General features: G+C 40.2%; 6 protein-coding genes. All 6 read left to right on the top strand.

The window, feature by feature from the left end:
* Positions 1–58: 58 nt before the first annotated feature.
* On the top strand, positions 59–4,702 hold the full coding sequence (locus tag B7717_RS01325) for an antigen I/II family LPXTG-anchored adhesin (RefSeq protein WP_084944030.1): 4,644 nt from the start codon (positions 59–61) through the stop codon (positions 4,700–4,702).
* Between the two features lie 132 nt (positions 4,703–4,834).
* Positions 4,835–5,362, top strand: coding sequence for an FUSC family protein (locus tag B7717_RS01320; protein ID WP_000119887.1), 528 nt, complete (start codon positions 4,835–4,837; stop codon positions 5,360–5,362).
* 76 nt (positions 5,363–5,438) lie between these two features.
* A complete protein-coding gene (glnR, locus tag B7717_RS01315; protein ID WP_000664333.1) occupies positions 5,439–5,795 on the top strand; it encodes a transcriptional repressor GlnR in 357 nt (118 codons plus the stop codon).
* 38 nt (positions 5,796–5,833) lie between these two features.
* On the top strand, positions 5,834–7,180 hold the full coding sequence (glnA, locus tag B7717_RS01310) for a type I glutamate--ammonia ligase (protein ID WP_001122885.1): 1,347 nt from the start codon (positions 5,834–5,836) through the stop codon (positions 7,178–7,180).
* Positions 7,181–7,570: 390 nt separating this feature from the next.
* The gene (locus B7717_RS01300) at positions 7,571–8,158 is read left to right on the top strand and encodes a TlpA family protein disulfide reductase (RefSeq protein ID WP_001168154.1); all 588 of its coding nucleotides are present in this window, start codon (positions 7,571–7,573) and stop codon (positions 8,156–8,158) included.
* A 59-nt stretch (positions 8,159–8,217) separates the two neighbouring features.
* Positions 8,218–16,389, top strand: a complete 8,172-nt coding sequence (locus B7717_RS01295) for an isopeptide-forming domain-containing fimbrial protein (protein ID WP_084944028.1) — start codon at positions 8,218–8,220, stop codon at positions 16,387–16,389.
* Positions 16,390–16,431: the final 42 nt, after the last annotated feature.

Here is a 16,431-nt window from a genome sequence, read left to right as displayed (position 1 = left end):
CTTGTAAAGTGCTAGTATAAAAAGTAACGACTAAATTTAGATAAGGAAAAGGATTATAATGAAAAATAAAAAAGAAGTCTATGGATTTCGTAAAAGCAAAGTTGCGAAAACGTTGTGTGGTGCTGTTTTAGGAACTGCTTTGATTGCTTTTGCAGACAAAGCAGTATTTGCTGATGAAGTTACAGAGACAACTAGTACAAGTACAGTTGAGGTAGCTACTACAGGGAACCCAGCCACAAATCTACCTGAAGCTCAGGGTGAAATGAGCCAAGTTGCCAAAGCAAGCCAAGCTAAGGCTGGTTCTAAAGACTCAGCTTTGCCAGTAGAAGTATCATCAGCTGATTTGGATAAAGCAGTTGCTGATGCAAAATCTGCAGGAGTTAAGGTAGTTCAAGATGAAACAAAAGACAAAGGAACAGCCACAACTGCTACAGAGAATGCTCAAAAACAAGATGAGATTAAAAGCGACTATGCTAAACAGGCTGAAGAAGTAAAGACAACAACTGAAGCATATAAAAAAGAAGTCGCAGCTCATCAGGCTGAAACAGATAAAATCAATGCTGAAAACAAAGCAGCGGATGACAAGTACCAAAAAGATCTAAAAAGTCATCAAGAAGAAGTTGAAAAAATCAACACTGCTAATGCAACAGCTAAAGCAGAATATGAGGCTAAGCTAGCACAATATCAAAAAGATTTAGCAACTGTCAAAAAAGCAAATGAAGATAGTCAACAGGATTATCAAAATAAACTTTCAGCTTACCAGACAGAATTAGCTCGAGTACAAAAAGCTAATGCTGAAGCTAAAGAGGCTTATGATAAAGCAGTAAAAGAAAATACAGCTAAAAACGAAGCGCTTAAAGCTGAAAATGAAGCGATTAAACAGCGTAATGAAACTGCAAAAGCGAATTATGAAGCAGCGATGAAGCAGTATGAAGCAGACCTTGCAGCTATTAAGAAAGCTAAAGAGGATAATGATGCTGATTATCAAGCTAAATTAGCAGCTTATCAAACAGAATTGGCACGTGTTCAAAAGGCTAATTCTGATGCAAAAATAGCCTATGAAAAGGCTGTTGAAGAAAACACAGCTAAAAACAATGCTATCCAAGCTGAAAATGAAGCTATTAAACAACGAAATGAAACAGCCAAGGCAACTTATGAGGCTAAAATAGCACAATACGAAAAAGACTTGGCAGCAGTCAAACAAGCGAATGCAGCTAACGAAACAGACTACCAAACTAAGTTAGCGGCTTATCAGACAGAACTAGCTCGTGTTCAAAAGGCAAATGCTGATGCTAAAGCAGCTTATGAGAAGGCTGTTGAAGAAAACACAGCTAAAAATGCAGCGCTCCAAGCTGAAAACGAAGAAATCAAGCAACGGAATGCCGCGGCTAAAACTGACTATGAAGCAAAATTAGCTAAATATGAAGCTGATCTTGCCAAATATAAGAAAGAGTTGGCTGAGTATCCGGCTAAGTTGCAGGCTTATAAAGATGAGCAGGCTAAAATTAAGGCAGCTATGGCTTTAGCAGAATCAAAGAAGAATGAAGATGGAAACTTGAGTCGCCCAAGTGCTCAAAGTTTGATTTTCAAATCGGAGCCTAATGCTGAACTTTCATTGACTACAACTGGTGAATTTGTTAGCTATACTGGCATGGAAGCAGCTGTGAAGAATACTGCAGAATTTGCCAATAAACTCTTCCAGTTGGATAACTTTAAAGTAACAGACATTCAAAATGCTAACTACCAGACAAACAAACAGGAAAGCTTTGGTACAGTCGGTAAGTATTCTGAGTACAATTCAAATGTAACAAGTGGTAAGGGACCAACTGAATGGTCTTCAGTCCTGCTGAAACGAGGTCAGTCTGCAACAGCAACTTATACGAATCTTCAGGGGACTTACTATCAAGGGAAAAAAGTTTCTAAAATCGTCTATACTTATACTCTTGATCCTAGTTCCAAGTTCCGCAATGATAAGGCTTGGTTGGGAATTTTTAAAGACCCAACGATGGGGGTTTTCGCTTCGGCTTATACTGGTAATACAGAAGATGCTACCTCTCTCTTCGTTAAGACTGAGTTTCAATTCTATGATGAAGATGGTCAAATTATTAATTTTGACAAGGCCTTGATGTCTGTAGCGTCTCTTAACCGCGAAGCAAACTCAATCGAGATGGCTAAAGATTATACTGGGAATTTCATCAAAATTTCGGGTTCTTCAGTTGGTGAAAAGAACGGCCAAATTTATGCGACAGAATCTGAAAACTTCAAAAAAGGAGTTGGTGGTTCCCGCTTCACCATGTATAAGAATAGTCAACCAGATTCTGGTTGGGATAATGCAGATGCACCAAACTCTTGGTATGGTGCGGGAGCAGTGGAAATCTCAGGTCCTTCAAATAGTATGACTATCGGAACAATTTCGTCTTCAGAAGTGTTGGGACAGCCTGCAGCGAATGATCCACGTAGAGCAGAGAAATTATCTCCCAAAAAGCCAAATATTTGGTTTGCGATTAACGGAAATGTTCGAGCAACTAATTTGCCAACCATCACATTAGAAAAACCAACTCCGCCAGTAGAACCAACTGCACCACAAGCTCCTACTTATGAAGTAGAGAAACCACTGGAACCAGCTCCAGTAGTACCAAACTACGAAAATGAGCCAACTCCACCGGTAAAAACTCCAGATCAACCGGAGCCATCAAAACCAGAAGAGCCAACATATGAGACAGAGAAACCATTGGAACCAGCTCCAGTAGCACCAAACTATGAAAATGAGCCAACTCCACCAGTAAAAACTCCAGATCAACCGGAGCCATCAAAACCAGAAGAGCCAACATATGAGACAGAGAAACCATTGGAACCAGCTCCAGTAGCACCAAGCTATGAAAATGAGCCAACTCCACCGGTAAAAACTCCAGATCAACCAGAGCCATCAAAACCAGAAGAGCCAAATTATGATCCATTGCCAACTCCGCCGCTAGCACCAACTCCTAAGCACTTGCCAACACCACCAGCGGTGCCAACAGTTCACTTCCATTACAATCGTCTATTTGCACAACCTCAGATTAATAAAGAAATTAAAAATGAGGATGGAGTAGATATCGACCGTACTCTAGTTGCTAAGCAGTCTGTAGTGAAGTTTGAGTTGAAAACGGAAGCTTTAACTGCAGGGCGTCCAAAAACAACTTCGTTTGTATTGGTAGATCCACTTCCAACTGGCTATCAGTTTGATTTGGAAGCAACCAAGGCTGCAAGCAAAGGTTTTGAAACAAGCTATGACAAAGCTAGTCACACTGTAACCTTTAAGGCTACTGAGGAGACCTTGGCAGCTTTCAATGCAGATTTGACAAAATCCTTTGAGACTCTATATCCAACTGTTGTTGGTCGTGTCTTGAATGATGGGGCGACTTATACAAACAACTTTACATTGACAGTCAACGATGCCTACGGTGTCAAGTCAAACATTGTTCGTGTAACGACTCCAGGTAAACCAAATGATCCTGACAATCCAAATAACAACTACATCAAGCCTTTGAAAGTTAACAAGAACAAGCAAGGTGTGAATATTGATGGCAAAGAAGTTCTAGCTGGTTCAACGAACTACTATGAACTCACATGGGATTTGGACCAATACAAGGGAGATAAATCTTCTAAAGAAGCGATTCAAAATGGTTTCTACTATGTGGATGATTATCCAGAAGAAGCCTTAACCCTTCAACCAGAATTGGTTAAGATCCGTGATCTAGAGGGCAATCTTGTATCAGGTATCAGTGTTCAACAGTTTGATAGTTTAGAAGCTGCGCCTAAGAAGGTTCAAGATCTGTTGAAGAAAGCAAACATCACTGTTAAAGGTGCTTTCCAACTCTTCTCAGCTGATAATCCAGCCGAATTCTACAAGAACTATGTAGCAGCAGGAAAATCATTGCTCATCACAGATCCGATGACAGTTAAACCTGAATTTGGTCAAACGGGTGGTAAGTATGAAAACAAAGCCTACCAAATTGATTTTGGAAATGGCTATGCTACAGAAGTAGTTGTCAATAATGTACCGAAAATCACACCTAAAAAAGATGTGACAATCAGTATGGATCCAAGCAGTGACAATATCGATGGCCAAACAATTCCGTTGAACCAGTACTTCAATTATCGTTTAATTGGTGGTTTGATTCCACAAAATCATTCTGAGGACTTAAATGACTATAGTTTTGTAGATGATTATGACCAAAAAGGTGATCAATACACTGGAAATTATAAAGTTCTTGCCAAGGTTGATATCCGATTGAAAGACGGTCGTGTTATCAAGGCAGGGACAGACTTAACAGCTGAAACACAGGTTGAACATGATAAAGATAAGGGAATGATTACCATTCGCTTCAAGGAAGAATTCCTTCAAGAGATTCAGTTGGATTCTCCATTCCAAGCTGAGACTTATATTCAAATGAAACGAATTGCTGTCGGAACCTTTGAAAATACCTATGTAAATACTGTGAATAAAGTTGCTTACGCTTCAAACACAGTTCGCACGACAACGCCAGAACCTAAGAAACCAGGGGAGCCAACAACTCCTACTCCAAATCCAAAAGGTAACCCTACTCTACCTCAAACAGGTACAAATGATTCAAGCTACATGCCATATCTTGGTCTAGCAGCTTTAGTAGGAGTTTTAGGACTTGGTCAGTTGAAACGTAAAGAAGACGAAAGTAACTAAGCTCTGAATTTAAATAGAAAAGAGGAACTCTGTTTCCTCTTTTTTATAGCCCTAAATTAAAAACGCTTCCTATTGATTTTCACTCATAAAATCAACTAATTTATGTTAAAATGGTAGTAGAAAGTTGAGATTATGAGTTATTTTAAAAAATATAAATTTGATAAGTCACAGTTCAAGCTTGGTATGCGAACTTTCAAAACGGGGATTGCTGTATTTATAGTTCTCTTGATTTTTGGTTTTTTTGGCTGGAAGGGGCTTCAAATCGGAGCATTGACAGCGGTCTTCAGTCTACGAGAGAGCTTTGATAAGAGCGTCCATTTTGGAACTTCGCGTATCTTAGGAAATAGCATTGGCGGTTTTTACGCCCTTGTCTTTTTCCTCTTAAACACTTTATTTCATGGAGCCTTTTGGGTAACCTTACTAGTTGTTCCGATTTGCACCATGTTAACCATTATGACAAACGTTGCCATGAATAACAAGGCAGGAGTTATTGGTGGTGTAGCAGCCATGTTGATCATTACCCTATCAATACCAAGCGGAGAAACATTTTTGTACGTGTTTGCGCGCGTATTTGAAACATTTATGGGAGTTTTTGTCGCAATCCTTGTAAATTATGATATTGAGCAACTGAAACTCTTTTGGGAGAAAAAAAGAAAATAATGTTACATTTTGTGACATTATCCGTTGACGTATGTCTTTTTTTAGACTATAATAGACAGGAAGAAGGAAATTGTAAATGAAGGAAAGAGAATTTCGCCGAAATATGGCTGTTTTTCCTATCGGCAGTGTTATGAAATTGACCGATCTCTCGGCGCGTCAGATTCGTTATTATGAAGATCAAGAGTTGATCAAACCTGATCGAAACGAAGGGAACCGTCGCATGTATTCTTTGAATGACATGGATCGTCTACTTGAAATCAAAGATTATATCTCTGAAGGTCATAATATTGCTGCGATTAAGAAAAAATATGCTGAACGTGAAGCGAAGTCCAAGAAAGCCGTGAGTCAGACGGAAGTGCGTCGCGCACTTCACAATGAACTCCTCCAGCAGGGGCGCTTTGCTTCAGTACGGTCACCCTTTGGTCGCGGTTAGGCAATCGCAAGTAGTCATATATATTAAGGAGAAAACCCATGCCAATCACAGCTGCAGATATTCGTCGTGAAGTCAAGGAAAAAAATGTTACCTTTATCCGTCTCATGTTTTCAGATATTCTGGGAACCATGAAAAACGTCGAAATTCCTGCTACAGATGAACAGTTAGATAAGGTCTTGTCAAACAAAGCCATGTTTGATGGCTCTTCTATTGAAGGTTTTGTACGTATCAATGAGTCAGATATGTACTTGTACCCAGACTTGGATACATGGACAGTCTTCCCTTGGGGAGATGAAAATGGAAGTGTTGCAGGTTTGATCTGTGATGTCTATACAACAGAAGGCGAACCCTTTGCAGGTGACCCTCGTGGTAATCTGAAGCGTGCACTTCGTCATATGGAAGAAGTAGGATTCAAATCCTTCAACCTTGGTCCAGAACCAGAATTCTTCCTATTTAAGTTGGATGAAAATGGGGATCCAACACTTGAAGTAAATGACAAGGGTGGCTACTTTGATTTGGCCCCTACTGATCTTGCAGACAATACGCGTCGTGAAATCGTTAATGTCTTGACCAAAATGGGATTTGAAGTAGAAGCGAGTCACCACGAGGTTGCGGTTGGACAACATGAAATTGACTTCAAGTATGATGAAGTCCTCCGTGCCTGTGACAAGATTCAAATCTTTAAACTCGTTGTTAAAACCATTGCTCGCAAACATGGCCTTTACGCAACCTTTATGGCTAAACCGAAATTTGGTATCGCTGGATCAGGTATGCACTGTAATATGTCCTTGTTTGATGCAGAAGGAAACAATGCCTTCTTTGATCCAAATGATCCAAAAGGAATGCAGTTGTCAGAAACGGCCTACCATTTCCTTGGTGGTTTGATTAAACATGCTTACAACTATACTGCTATCATGAACCCAACAGTTAACTCATACAAACGTTTGGTTCCAGGTTATGAAGCGCCTGTTTACATTGCTTGGGCTGGTCGTAACCGTTCGCCACTTGTGCGCGTACCAGCTTCACGTGGTATGGGAACTCGTCTTGAGTTGCGTTCAGTGGACCCGATGGCAAACCCATACATCGCTATGGCAGTTCTATTGGAAGTTGGTTTGCATGGTATTGAAAACAAAATCGAAGCACCAGCTCCTATCGAAGAAAATATCTATATCATGACAGCGGAAGAGCGTAAGGAAGCTGGAATTACTGACCTTCCATCAACGCTTCACAACGCCTTGAAAGCCTTGACTGAGGATGAAGTGGTCAAGGCAGCCCTAGGTGAACACATCTACACGAGCTTCCTTGAAGCTAAACGTATCGAGTGGGCTAGCTATGCAACCTTTGTGTCACAATGGGAAGTTGATAATTATCTTGATTTGTATTAAGAACATAAAAAAGATTGTCTGATTGGGCAATCTTTTTTATTATTGCAAATTTTTAAATGTATTTCGTTGCTGTTTTTAGTATAGTTATTATATAGAAAAACAGAAAACAAGAAAGAGTGAATTATGCATTAAAAAGAAATAATATTCTGAAAATAATTAGAAAATAACGTCCAATCATTTTCATTATACCTATTTAATGCAGTAGTGTGGCGGGTTTAGCGTGGGAAAGAAAAAAGTTTACAGTTTGACAACATATTTCTTGAAATACGAATTAGTAAATGATAAAATGTTTTTTGGAATGGATGAGTTTTGGAGAGTTTATAAATTATTTAATATATTATTTACTCAAGTTCTACTCGCCATATTTCATCAAAAAGGAAAGGAGATTCTATGCAAAAAGATAAGTGGTGGCTTCCGTTTTTAGCAGTGGGAGTCATCATCGGATTGTCGGTGGGTTTGATTTATTATACTAGACCCGCTAAGGACGGAGAAGTAGGGACTTCATCAGTTTCGCAATCAACTTCAAGTGCTGAGAACAATACTGCCTTGAGTCTAAAAGGTCAACAACTTCCAGAATTTAAAATGACTTCTCAAGACGGTAAATTGGTTGCTAGTTCAGAGCTGTATGATAAACCTATGTTAATTGTCGAATGGGCTAGTTGGTGTCCTCATTGTCAGAAACAACTACCCATTGTTCAGCAGATGTATGAAAAGTATGGTGAACAGATCAATTTTGTTTTACTAAATATGAACGAACCTGGTAAAGAAACAAAAGAGAGTGCTGATCGATACATTAAGGAAAAAGGATACACTTTCCCTTATTACTATGACGAAGATCAATCAGCTGCAGATCTATTACAGGTTCAGACCATACCAAGTATGTATTTTGTAACCAAAAAGCAAGAAGTAAAAAATGTATTGGTTAACCATTCCGATGCGGAAAGCTTTTCTAAAGAGTTGCAAACACTACTCAACTAACATATATCTACTATAGAAAAGGGGGAAGAAGAAATCACAATAGGATTTCAGAAATAGCAATGAGAGATTTCATTAAAAAGGTCTCCATATTGTTTATCATTTTATTCTTATCTGTTCCATTAGCCTTAATGGGACAGATACTTGGTAGCGCTGCAGCAAATGAAGGCGGTAGTACTATTGAAGTAGGTGGAAATACAAAGATAACACAAAATGGATGTTCCCGTAAAATTGAAAAAACGGAAAAAATTAGCTGGCGCCTGCCTAGAAAACCAGTGGATTTGGTAATCTTGCAGGATGCGAGTGGATCATTTAAGAACACCATTCCAAATGTCCAGAATGCTTTAAAAACTCTGACGACATTTGTGAAGGAAGAAGAGTATGATGAAAATAACCCACGTTTGGTTAAGACTGATAATCCAGATACATCAGACCGGGTTATGATGGCGACCTTCCAAGGTGCAGATGGATACAACTACTACTACAATAACGATTTTACAGGCCGTAAAGATGTTTATGGTAGTTGGGGACCTGACTATGATTACAAATACAAGGCAAGTAACTTGTCTTCTGACCAAAATGATATCCATCAATTCATTAATAATATTAAAGTAGCGGGAGGAACACCAACTGTTCCAGCTATTGACGATGTCATTGCTCAATATAATGAAAGAAAAGGGAATATGGCTAATGGTCGTAAAACTATCTTTCTTTTGATTACGGATGGTGTTGCCAATGGGAAACGTGACCCTGATGGTAAGGTTCGTCTAGAGTACAGTGACTATCGGAACAATATTCTTACACGTGCATGGAATTTTAATGAACTAACAGAGGCGTCTCAAAACGTTTTAGGGCGTGTGAAAGAGGTTAAGGAAGCATCTACAAGACTTAAAAATGTTGTTGGTTCTGAAGGAACAGTAGTAGTTGGTTTCTGGGAAGACGTAACAATCTTTGCGAATTCCAAAGCTCAGTACTATGACACATATAAAGAAGGTTATTCAAAATATTTTGATATAGGGGATAACCGAAGTGTCCAAGAGATTTTCCATGAAGCATTAGAGGGGATGGCTTCTTCAGCTAAAAATATCAATGGAAAAGATGTTTCCTTCTATGTTAATGAACAAAGCGATATCAATAAATTCTCAAGTCGAGTTCTAGAATCTGTTGGTGCTGCTCTGGTTAAAGAAGATATCAAAGGTGAGTTTGAAGTTACTCCAGGATATAAGGTAGATGCAGTTCGAATTAATGGTAAGAAGATTGTATCAAAGGTTACCGATTCGAAGAAAGAAATTCGTGGTAAGATTGTTCAAGAAGGAGACAAGGTTACAATCTCTGTTCCAGAGAGTGTCTTTAATCCAGGAAACAACAAGTTTGACTATGATTTGAGTAAGGAAGCACATGCTGAACAAGTTGATGAGGATGATGAGCAAGACCCTCCTGCAGACTACAAACCAGTTAAGGAGACAGTTCCAGTTCCTGAGCTGACTGGTAAATTTAAAGTTGGTGATTTTGCGACTGAAACAATCGGTGGTTCGAAAGAAACTGTAGAAGTTCAAAAACTTGAATACTGTTACCCAAGTGCCACCAAGAAAATTGCAGACCAAGATCAAAGCAATGATACTGGTACTATTGAAGATCCGCTTCAATTAACAAAAAAACCATCCTATGCAGCGAACTTGTCTGCCAAAGACGAAACATTTACTTATACAGTAGATTACAACTTCAACAACGTTCCTTATGAGTTTAAGCAAAACGTTATGTTGACAGACCCTCTTGACTATCGTTTAGAAGTTGTAGGTCATCATGCTTCTGGACCACAAGGTCAAATCTTGACTCGTGTAGTGAAACAAAATGACGATCTCGGAAACGAACGTGAAGTTGTTGTTGCTGATGTACCAAGTGTGAATGGTTATGAATACTTAGTGCTTCAAAAAGCTAAAATGACCATTACCGTTCGCTTGAAGGAACAATATCGCAATAATCAAGCGAGCAAAGAATTCATGGCCCTTCTTCAGGATAATGATGGCTTCGGTTTGCTGAACCAGGGTAATATCATGTGGAATGGTGAGGATAATAATCCTGATCCAAGTAAACATGCTAAAACAGCTGACAAACCAAGTACCATTCGCCGTTCAAATCCAGTTTACGTGAAACCTCCAGTTGTAACAGAAATTACGAAGAAGGTTAATGACAAAGAACATGAAGATTTGAAGGCAGAAGAGGAACTCTTTGAGTACAAAGTGACTGTTCCATGGCCAGGCATTGCAGATACATTTAGCCTTACGGATACAGTTGTTTCAGAGTTGGAAGTTCAGGCAGATAGCTTGAATGTAAAACTTGGTGAAAAAGATAATACTGACTTGAAAACTGCTGCAAAAGTTGAAGGTCAAACTGTTTCACTGACTCTTGATAAAACTCAACTCGAAAAGATCTCACGTAAGGTAACGCGTCGTAAGACTAAAGATGTTCAATACCTAGAATTGACCTTCAAGGCTAAGATTCGTCCGGGTGCTGACCTTTCTAAATATAAGGAAGATGGTCAAATTAAAGTACCTAACACGGCAGATGTTGCCTTGAATGATATCAAGAAAACATCGAATAAAGTAACGGTTACACCACCAAAACCACAAGAACCTTCTATTGATAAGAAGATTAATGAGAACTTGGATAGCTTCCAAACGTTTGATGGGCAACCATACAACTACAACATTACAACAGCAGTACCAAGTGATGTTGCTAATTACAAGAAATTTGTGATTCGTGATACACTGGATGCTAATTTGGAACTTGCAGGAGACGTAAGTATTAAAGGTTCTGCAGCGGCCCTCTTTGATATCCACACCAATGGCCAAGAGATTACGGCAACGGTGAAGGATGGTCAGTTTGGTGAACTTGCAAAATACTCAACTGTTGAACTAGTCATTCCTGCAAAAGTTAAAAATGGTGTGACAGGCACAATCATTGAAAACAAGGCTTCTATTTCCTTTACAAATGAGAATAATGTAGAGAAAGAAGTTGAATCGAAACCTGTCACCGTAACGCCACCTCCTGTAACGAAGAAGATCAATGAAACTCTTGATCACTTAGATATCGCGACAGGTCAAGCGTATAACTACAACATTAAGACAAAACTTCCAACAGATATTACAGATTACAAGAAATTTGTGATTACAGATACACTTGAAGGAGATTTGTCAGTTATCAATGAAACTTCAAGCAAACCAGTTATCAAAGGAGCAGCTGCAGCCTTCTTCGATGTAACAGTTGAGGGTCAAACCGTGACTGCAACGATGAAGGACTTTGCGAACGCTACAGCTCTTGCTGGTCAAGAAGTGGAATTGATTATTCCGGCTAAGATCAATGATGGAGTGACTCGTATCAACATTCCAAATACTGCGAAGTTCAGCTTCACAGATAAGAACGATCATAGCGGAGAAAAAGAAACGAAACCTGTCACCGTAACCCCTCCATCAGAACCAGGTGTTGATAAGAAAATCAACGAAACACTGACAGAGGCAACAATCGGGGCAGAAACCGACTTTACTTATAATATCAAAGCGAAATTGCCAAATGATATTACAACGTACAAGTCCTTCGTTGTAACGGATACCTTGGATGAGAACTTGACTCCAGGTCAAGCTGAAATCAAGGGAGCGGCAGCGAAATTCTTCGATGTAACAGTTCAAGGTCAAACCGTGACTGCAACGATGAAAGATTTTGCGAATGCGGGTGACTACGGTAACCAAGAAGTAGAGCTCGTGATTCATGCCAAAGTGAAGAAAGGCTCAACTGTTCCATCTATTGAGAACAAAGCTAAGATTACTTACACCAACAAGAATGACCAACAAGGTGAGAAAGAAACCAAGCCAGTCACTGTTACTCCACCGCCAATCACTAAGAAGGTGAATGGTCAGGAACACGCAGATCTTGGTAAGTTATCAGAAATCTTTACTTATACGATTGACTCAACGGTTCCACATGTGGCAGATAGCTTCACTATTTCAGATGATATCGTCAAAGAATTGGCATTTGAAGGAGAAGCAACGGTCACTGTTGATGGCCAAGCTGTTCAAGACCTCACTGTAACAACAGAAGGTCAACGTTTGACGGTCACATTTGGTAAAGAGCAAGTGAAACAATATGCTGGTAAAGCTGTACAAGTTTCATTTAAGGCTAAGGTGAAGGAAGGCATTACCTTTGATGCTCTCTTGACTGCTTATCCAAATGAATCAAAAGACAAGCCGGTAGTACCAAATACTGCTAGCTACATCATTAATGATAATCCTGATTCTAAGAAAGAATCAAAACCAGTTACCGTTACACCACCACCAACCACTACTCCAGAGCTTAAGAAGGAAGTAAACGGAGCAGAACGTTATGATCTTGCAAAACGTAATGAAGAGTTTACTTATACTTTGAAAACAACAATGCCTGCCAGCGCAACTGTGTTTGAGATGACAGACGAGTTGAAAGAAGTTCTAGAATTTGTTGGTGAGAATGCTTCAGCCACTGTTAAACTTGATGGTGAGGATGCAGGATCGAAGGCGACAGTGACACTTTCTGGTCAAGTCATCAAAGTTGCCTTTACAGAAGCTTCTGTCAAAGCAGATGCAGGTAAGACTATTGAAGTAAACTTCAAGGCTAAGATTAGAGATAATGCCAACTTGTCAGCTTATGTGAATAAAGATGGTAAGACAGAAATTCCAAACAAGGCTTCTTACGACATCGATCACAATCCGAAATATCACAAGGATTCCAATGAAGTTCCAGTAACGCCTCCAACACCAGAAGAGCCAGAGATCAAGAAAGATGTGAATGGCAAAGAAGCTGAAACTCTTGACAAACGCGATCAAGTCTTCACTTACAACGTGAAAACAAGTGTAGCGCAAGATGCGACAGCCTTCGCAGTCACAGATACACTCGTAGACGTTCTTGAATTCGCAGGAACTTCAAGTGCTAAATTGAATGGTCAAGCTCTTGATGCTAGCCAAATCAAGGTAGAAGGTCAAACCATTACCTTGACGCTTACAGAAGAACAAGTGAAAGCCAATGGCGGCCAAGCAGTTGAATTAACATTCGACGCCAAGATCAAAGCTGGCGCTAACTTGTCTGCATATGTGAAGGAAGATGGTCGTACACAGATTCCGAATAAGGCTTCTTATGACGCAAGCTTCCCACACAAACCAGGTGTGCATAAGGACTCTAATGAAGTTCCAGTAACTCCACCAACACCAGAAGAGCCAGAGATCAAGAAAGATGTGAATGGCAAAGAAGCTGAAACTCTTGACAAACGCGATCAAGTCTTCACTTACAACGTGAAAACAAGTGTAGCGCAAGATGCGACAGCCTTCAGCGTAACCGATAAGATCGAAGACGTTCTTGAATTCGCAGGAACTTCAAGTGCTAAATTGAATGGTCAAGCGCTTGATGCCAGCCAAATCAAGGTAGAAGGTCAAACCATCACCTTGACGCTTACAGAAGACCAAGTAAAAGCCAATGGCGGTCAAGCAGTTGAATTAACATTCGACGCCAAGATCAAAGCCGGCGCTAACTTGTCCGCATATGTGAAGGAAGACGGCCGTACACAGATTCCGAATAAGGCTTCTTATGACGCAAGCTTCCCACACAAACCAGGTGTGCACAAGGACTCTAACGAAGTCCCAGTAACGCCTCCAACACCAGACGAGCCAGAAATCAAGAAAGATGTGAATGGCAAGGAATCTGCAACACTTGCGAAACGTGATGAAGTCTTCACATACAACGTGAAAACGACAGTAGCGCAAGATGCGACAGCCTTCAGCGTAACCGATAAGATCGAAGATGTTCTTGAGTTCGCAGGAACTTCAAGTGCTAAATTGAATGGTCAAGCTCTTGATGCTAGTCAAATCAAGGTAGAAGGTCAAACGATTACCTTGACGCTTACAGAGGAACAAGTGAAAGCCAATGGCGGTCAAGCAGTTGAATTAACATTCGACGCGAAGATCAAAGCCGGCGCAAACTTGTCCGCATATGTGAAGGAAGACGGTCGTACACAGATTCCAAATAAGGCTTCTTATGACGCAAGCTTCCCACACAAACCAGGAGTGCACAAGGATTCAAATGAAGTCCCAGTAACGCCACCAACACCAGACGAGCCAGAAATCAAGAAAGATGTGAATACTAAAGCTGAGGAAACCCTCGCTGATCGTGACCAAATTTTCACTTACAACGTGAAAACAAGTGTTCCAACAGATGCGACAGCCTTCAGTGTAAGCGATACACTTGAATCTGTTCTTGATTATGCAGGTTCAGTAAAAGCGAGCTTGAATGGTCAAGCCCTTGATGTAAATCAAATCAAGGTAGAAGGTCAAACCATTACCTTGACGCTTACAGAAGACCAAGTGAAAGCCAATGGCGGTCAAGCTGTGGAATTGAGCTTCACTGCGAAGATTAAAGCGGGAGCTGATTTGACTCCATATCTAACAGATCGTGGATTCACTGTTCCAAATACAGCTTCTTATGATGCGAAGTTCCCACACAAACCAGGGCTACACAAAGATTCGAATAAAGTTCCGGTAATCGTTCCAAAAGAACCAGAACCAGAAATTTCTAAGAAGATTAATCGTACCTTGGACCACTTGGATGTGGAATACGACGCACCATACATGTATAATGTCAATACAACTTTGCCAAAAGATATTGATAAGTACAAAGAGTTCACAGTCACAGATACACTCGAACCGGTCTTGGCAATCGCTGATACGCCAGTAGCCTATGTGGATGGTCGTGATGCAAATGGTGCCCTTGAAACAAGTGTTAAGGGAAATACAGTCACTGTGAAAGTGAAAGATTTCGCTCGATTGAAAGGTTTCAAAGAAATCCAATTGTATATTCCAGCTAAACTCAAAGCGAATAGCGATTTGAAAGCTTATAAGGACCAATTGGTACCAAACAAAGCAACTGTCAACTTCAAGGATGCGAATGGTCAATCTGGCAGCAAGGAAACAAAACCAGTAACGGTGAAACCACGTGACCCAGAAAAACCAACAGATCCAACACCAGGTGAACCAGTTAAGTCTGTTGGGCCAGAAGATGGATCTAAACCTGATAAAAAATACCACTTGCCAAACGCTTTAGATACCTTCCGCTTCGATATCACTACTCCGGTTCCAACGGATCCAGTGGATGAAAATGGAAATGCCAAGAAAGATCGATATGGTCGTCTTGTCAAGACAGATTTGACGAACTTCACGATCAGTGATGAAATCCATTCAGTTTTGAAAGTCAATAAAGACCGCATCGCTCTTAAAGTTGAAAATGCTCAGTTTGACAAGCTCAAAGCAGCTCTTCAAGCCCAAGTTGAACAGGCAGAGAAGGAACTGAAAGCTTTGACAGGTAAGTCAACTGATGAGACCTCAACAGAGAATAACAAGAAGGAAGACCTAAAAGCGGCGGAAGCTAAAGTGGCTGAATTGAAAGCGAAGTTGGAAGCAGCTAAGGCAGCGCAACCAGCTAAACCAGCTGAAGTGGAAACGCCGGCTACTCCAGCTACATCTGATTCTTCTGCAACAGAAGATAAGAAACCTGCTGACACCGAAACAAGTCAAAATCTTGCAAGCCTAGAGGCAGAGTTGAAAGCAGCTGAAGAAAACTTGGCTAAGCTTCAAGCACCAGCGGAGAAAGAAGCAGAATTAGTACCAGCTGATAAGAAACAACAACAAGAGAAACTTGAAAATGAAATCAAGAACCTAAAAGAAGCTCAAACTAAGCTTCAAGCAGCTATTGATAAATTGAGTAAGGTTTCAAATGATCGTAGTGAATTAGTAGGTAAAGAGTTGGAAGCAATTGCCACTATTACTTACGATGAATCTCAAAACATTGTAACTCTTGAAATCAGCGATAAGGATGTTCTCGAAGCCTTGAAGGGAAGTAAAGTAACTCTCGTTCTTTATACCAACTTCAGAGAAGGAACAGATTTTGCACAATTCGCGACAGGTGTACCAAATACGGCAAAAGTAAGCTTTAACGATAAATCAAAAACTACCAACAAGGTTGTGGTGACACCACCGGTTCCGGTAACGCCACCAGCTCCAAATATCCCACCAGCAGAGGGGGATATTCCGAAAAAACCAACAGAACCAGGTAAAACATTGCCAAATACAGGTTCTGAAGTTTCTACAGTTCTTGAAGTAGTTGCAGCTCTTGCTGCAGGACTTGCAGGGCTTCTAGTTTGGAAGCGTAAAGCTGAACGTTAGTACCATATAGTAAGAGGAGAGTAGAAAAATTTACTCTTCTCC

It is taken from the genome of Streptococcus oralis subsp. oralis, assembly GCF_002096495.1.
Lineage (GTDB): Bacteria > Bacillota > Bacilli > Lactobacillales > Streptococcaceae > Streptococcus > Streptococcus oralis_CU.
Note: the sequence above shows the minus strand (reverse complement) of the source record. Positions and strands in the feature narration are given on the sequence as shown.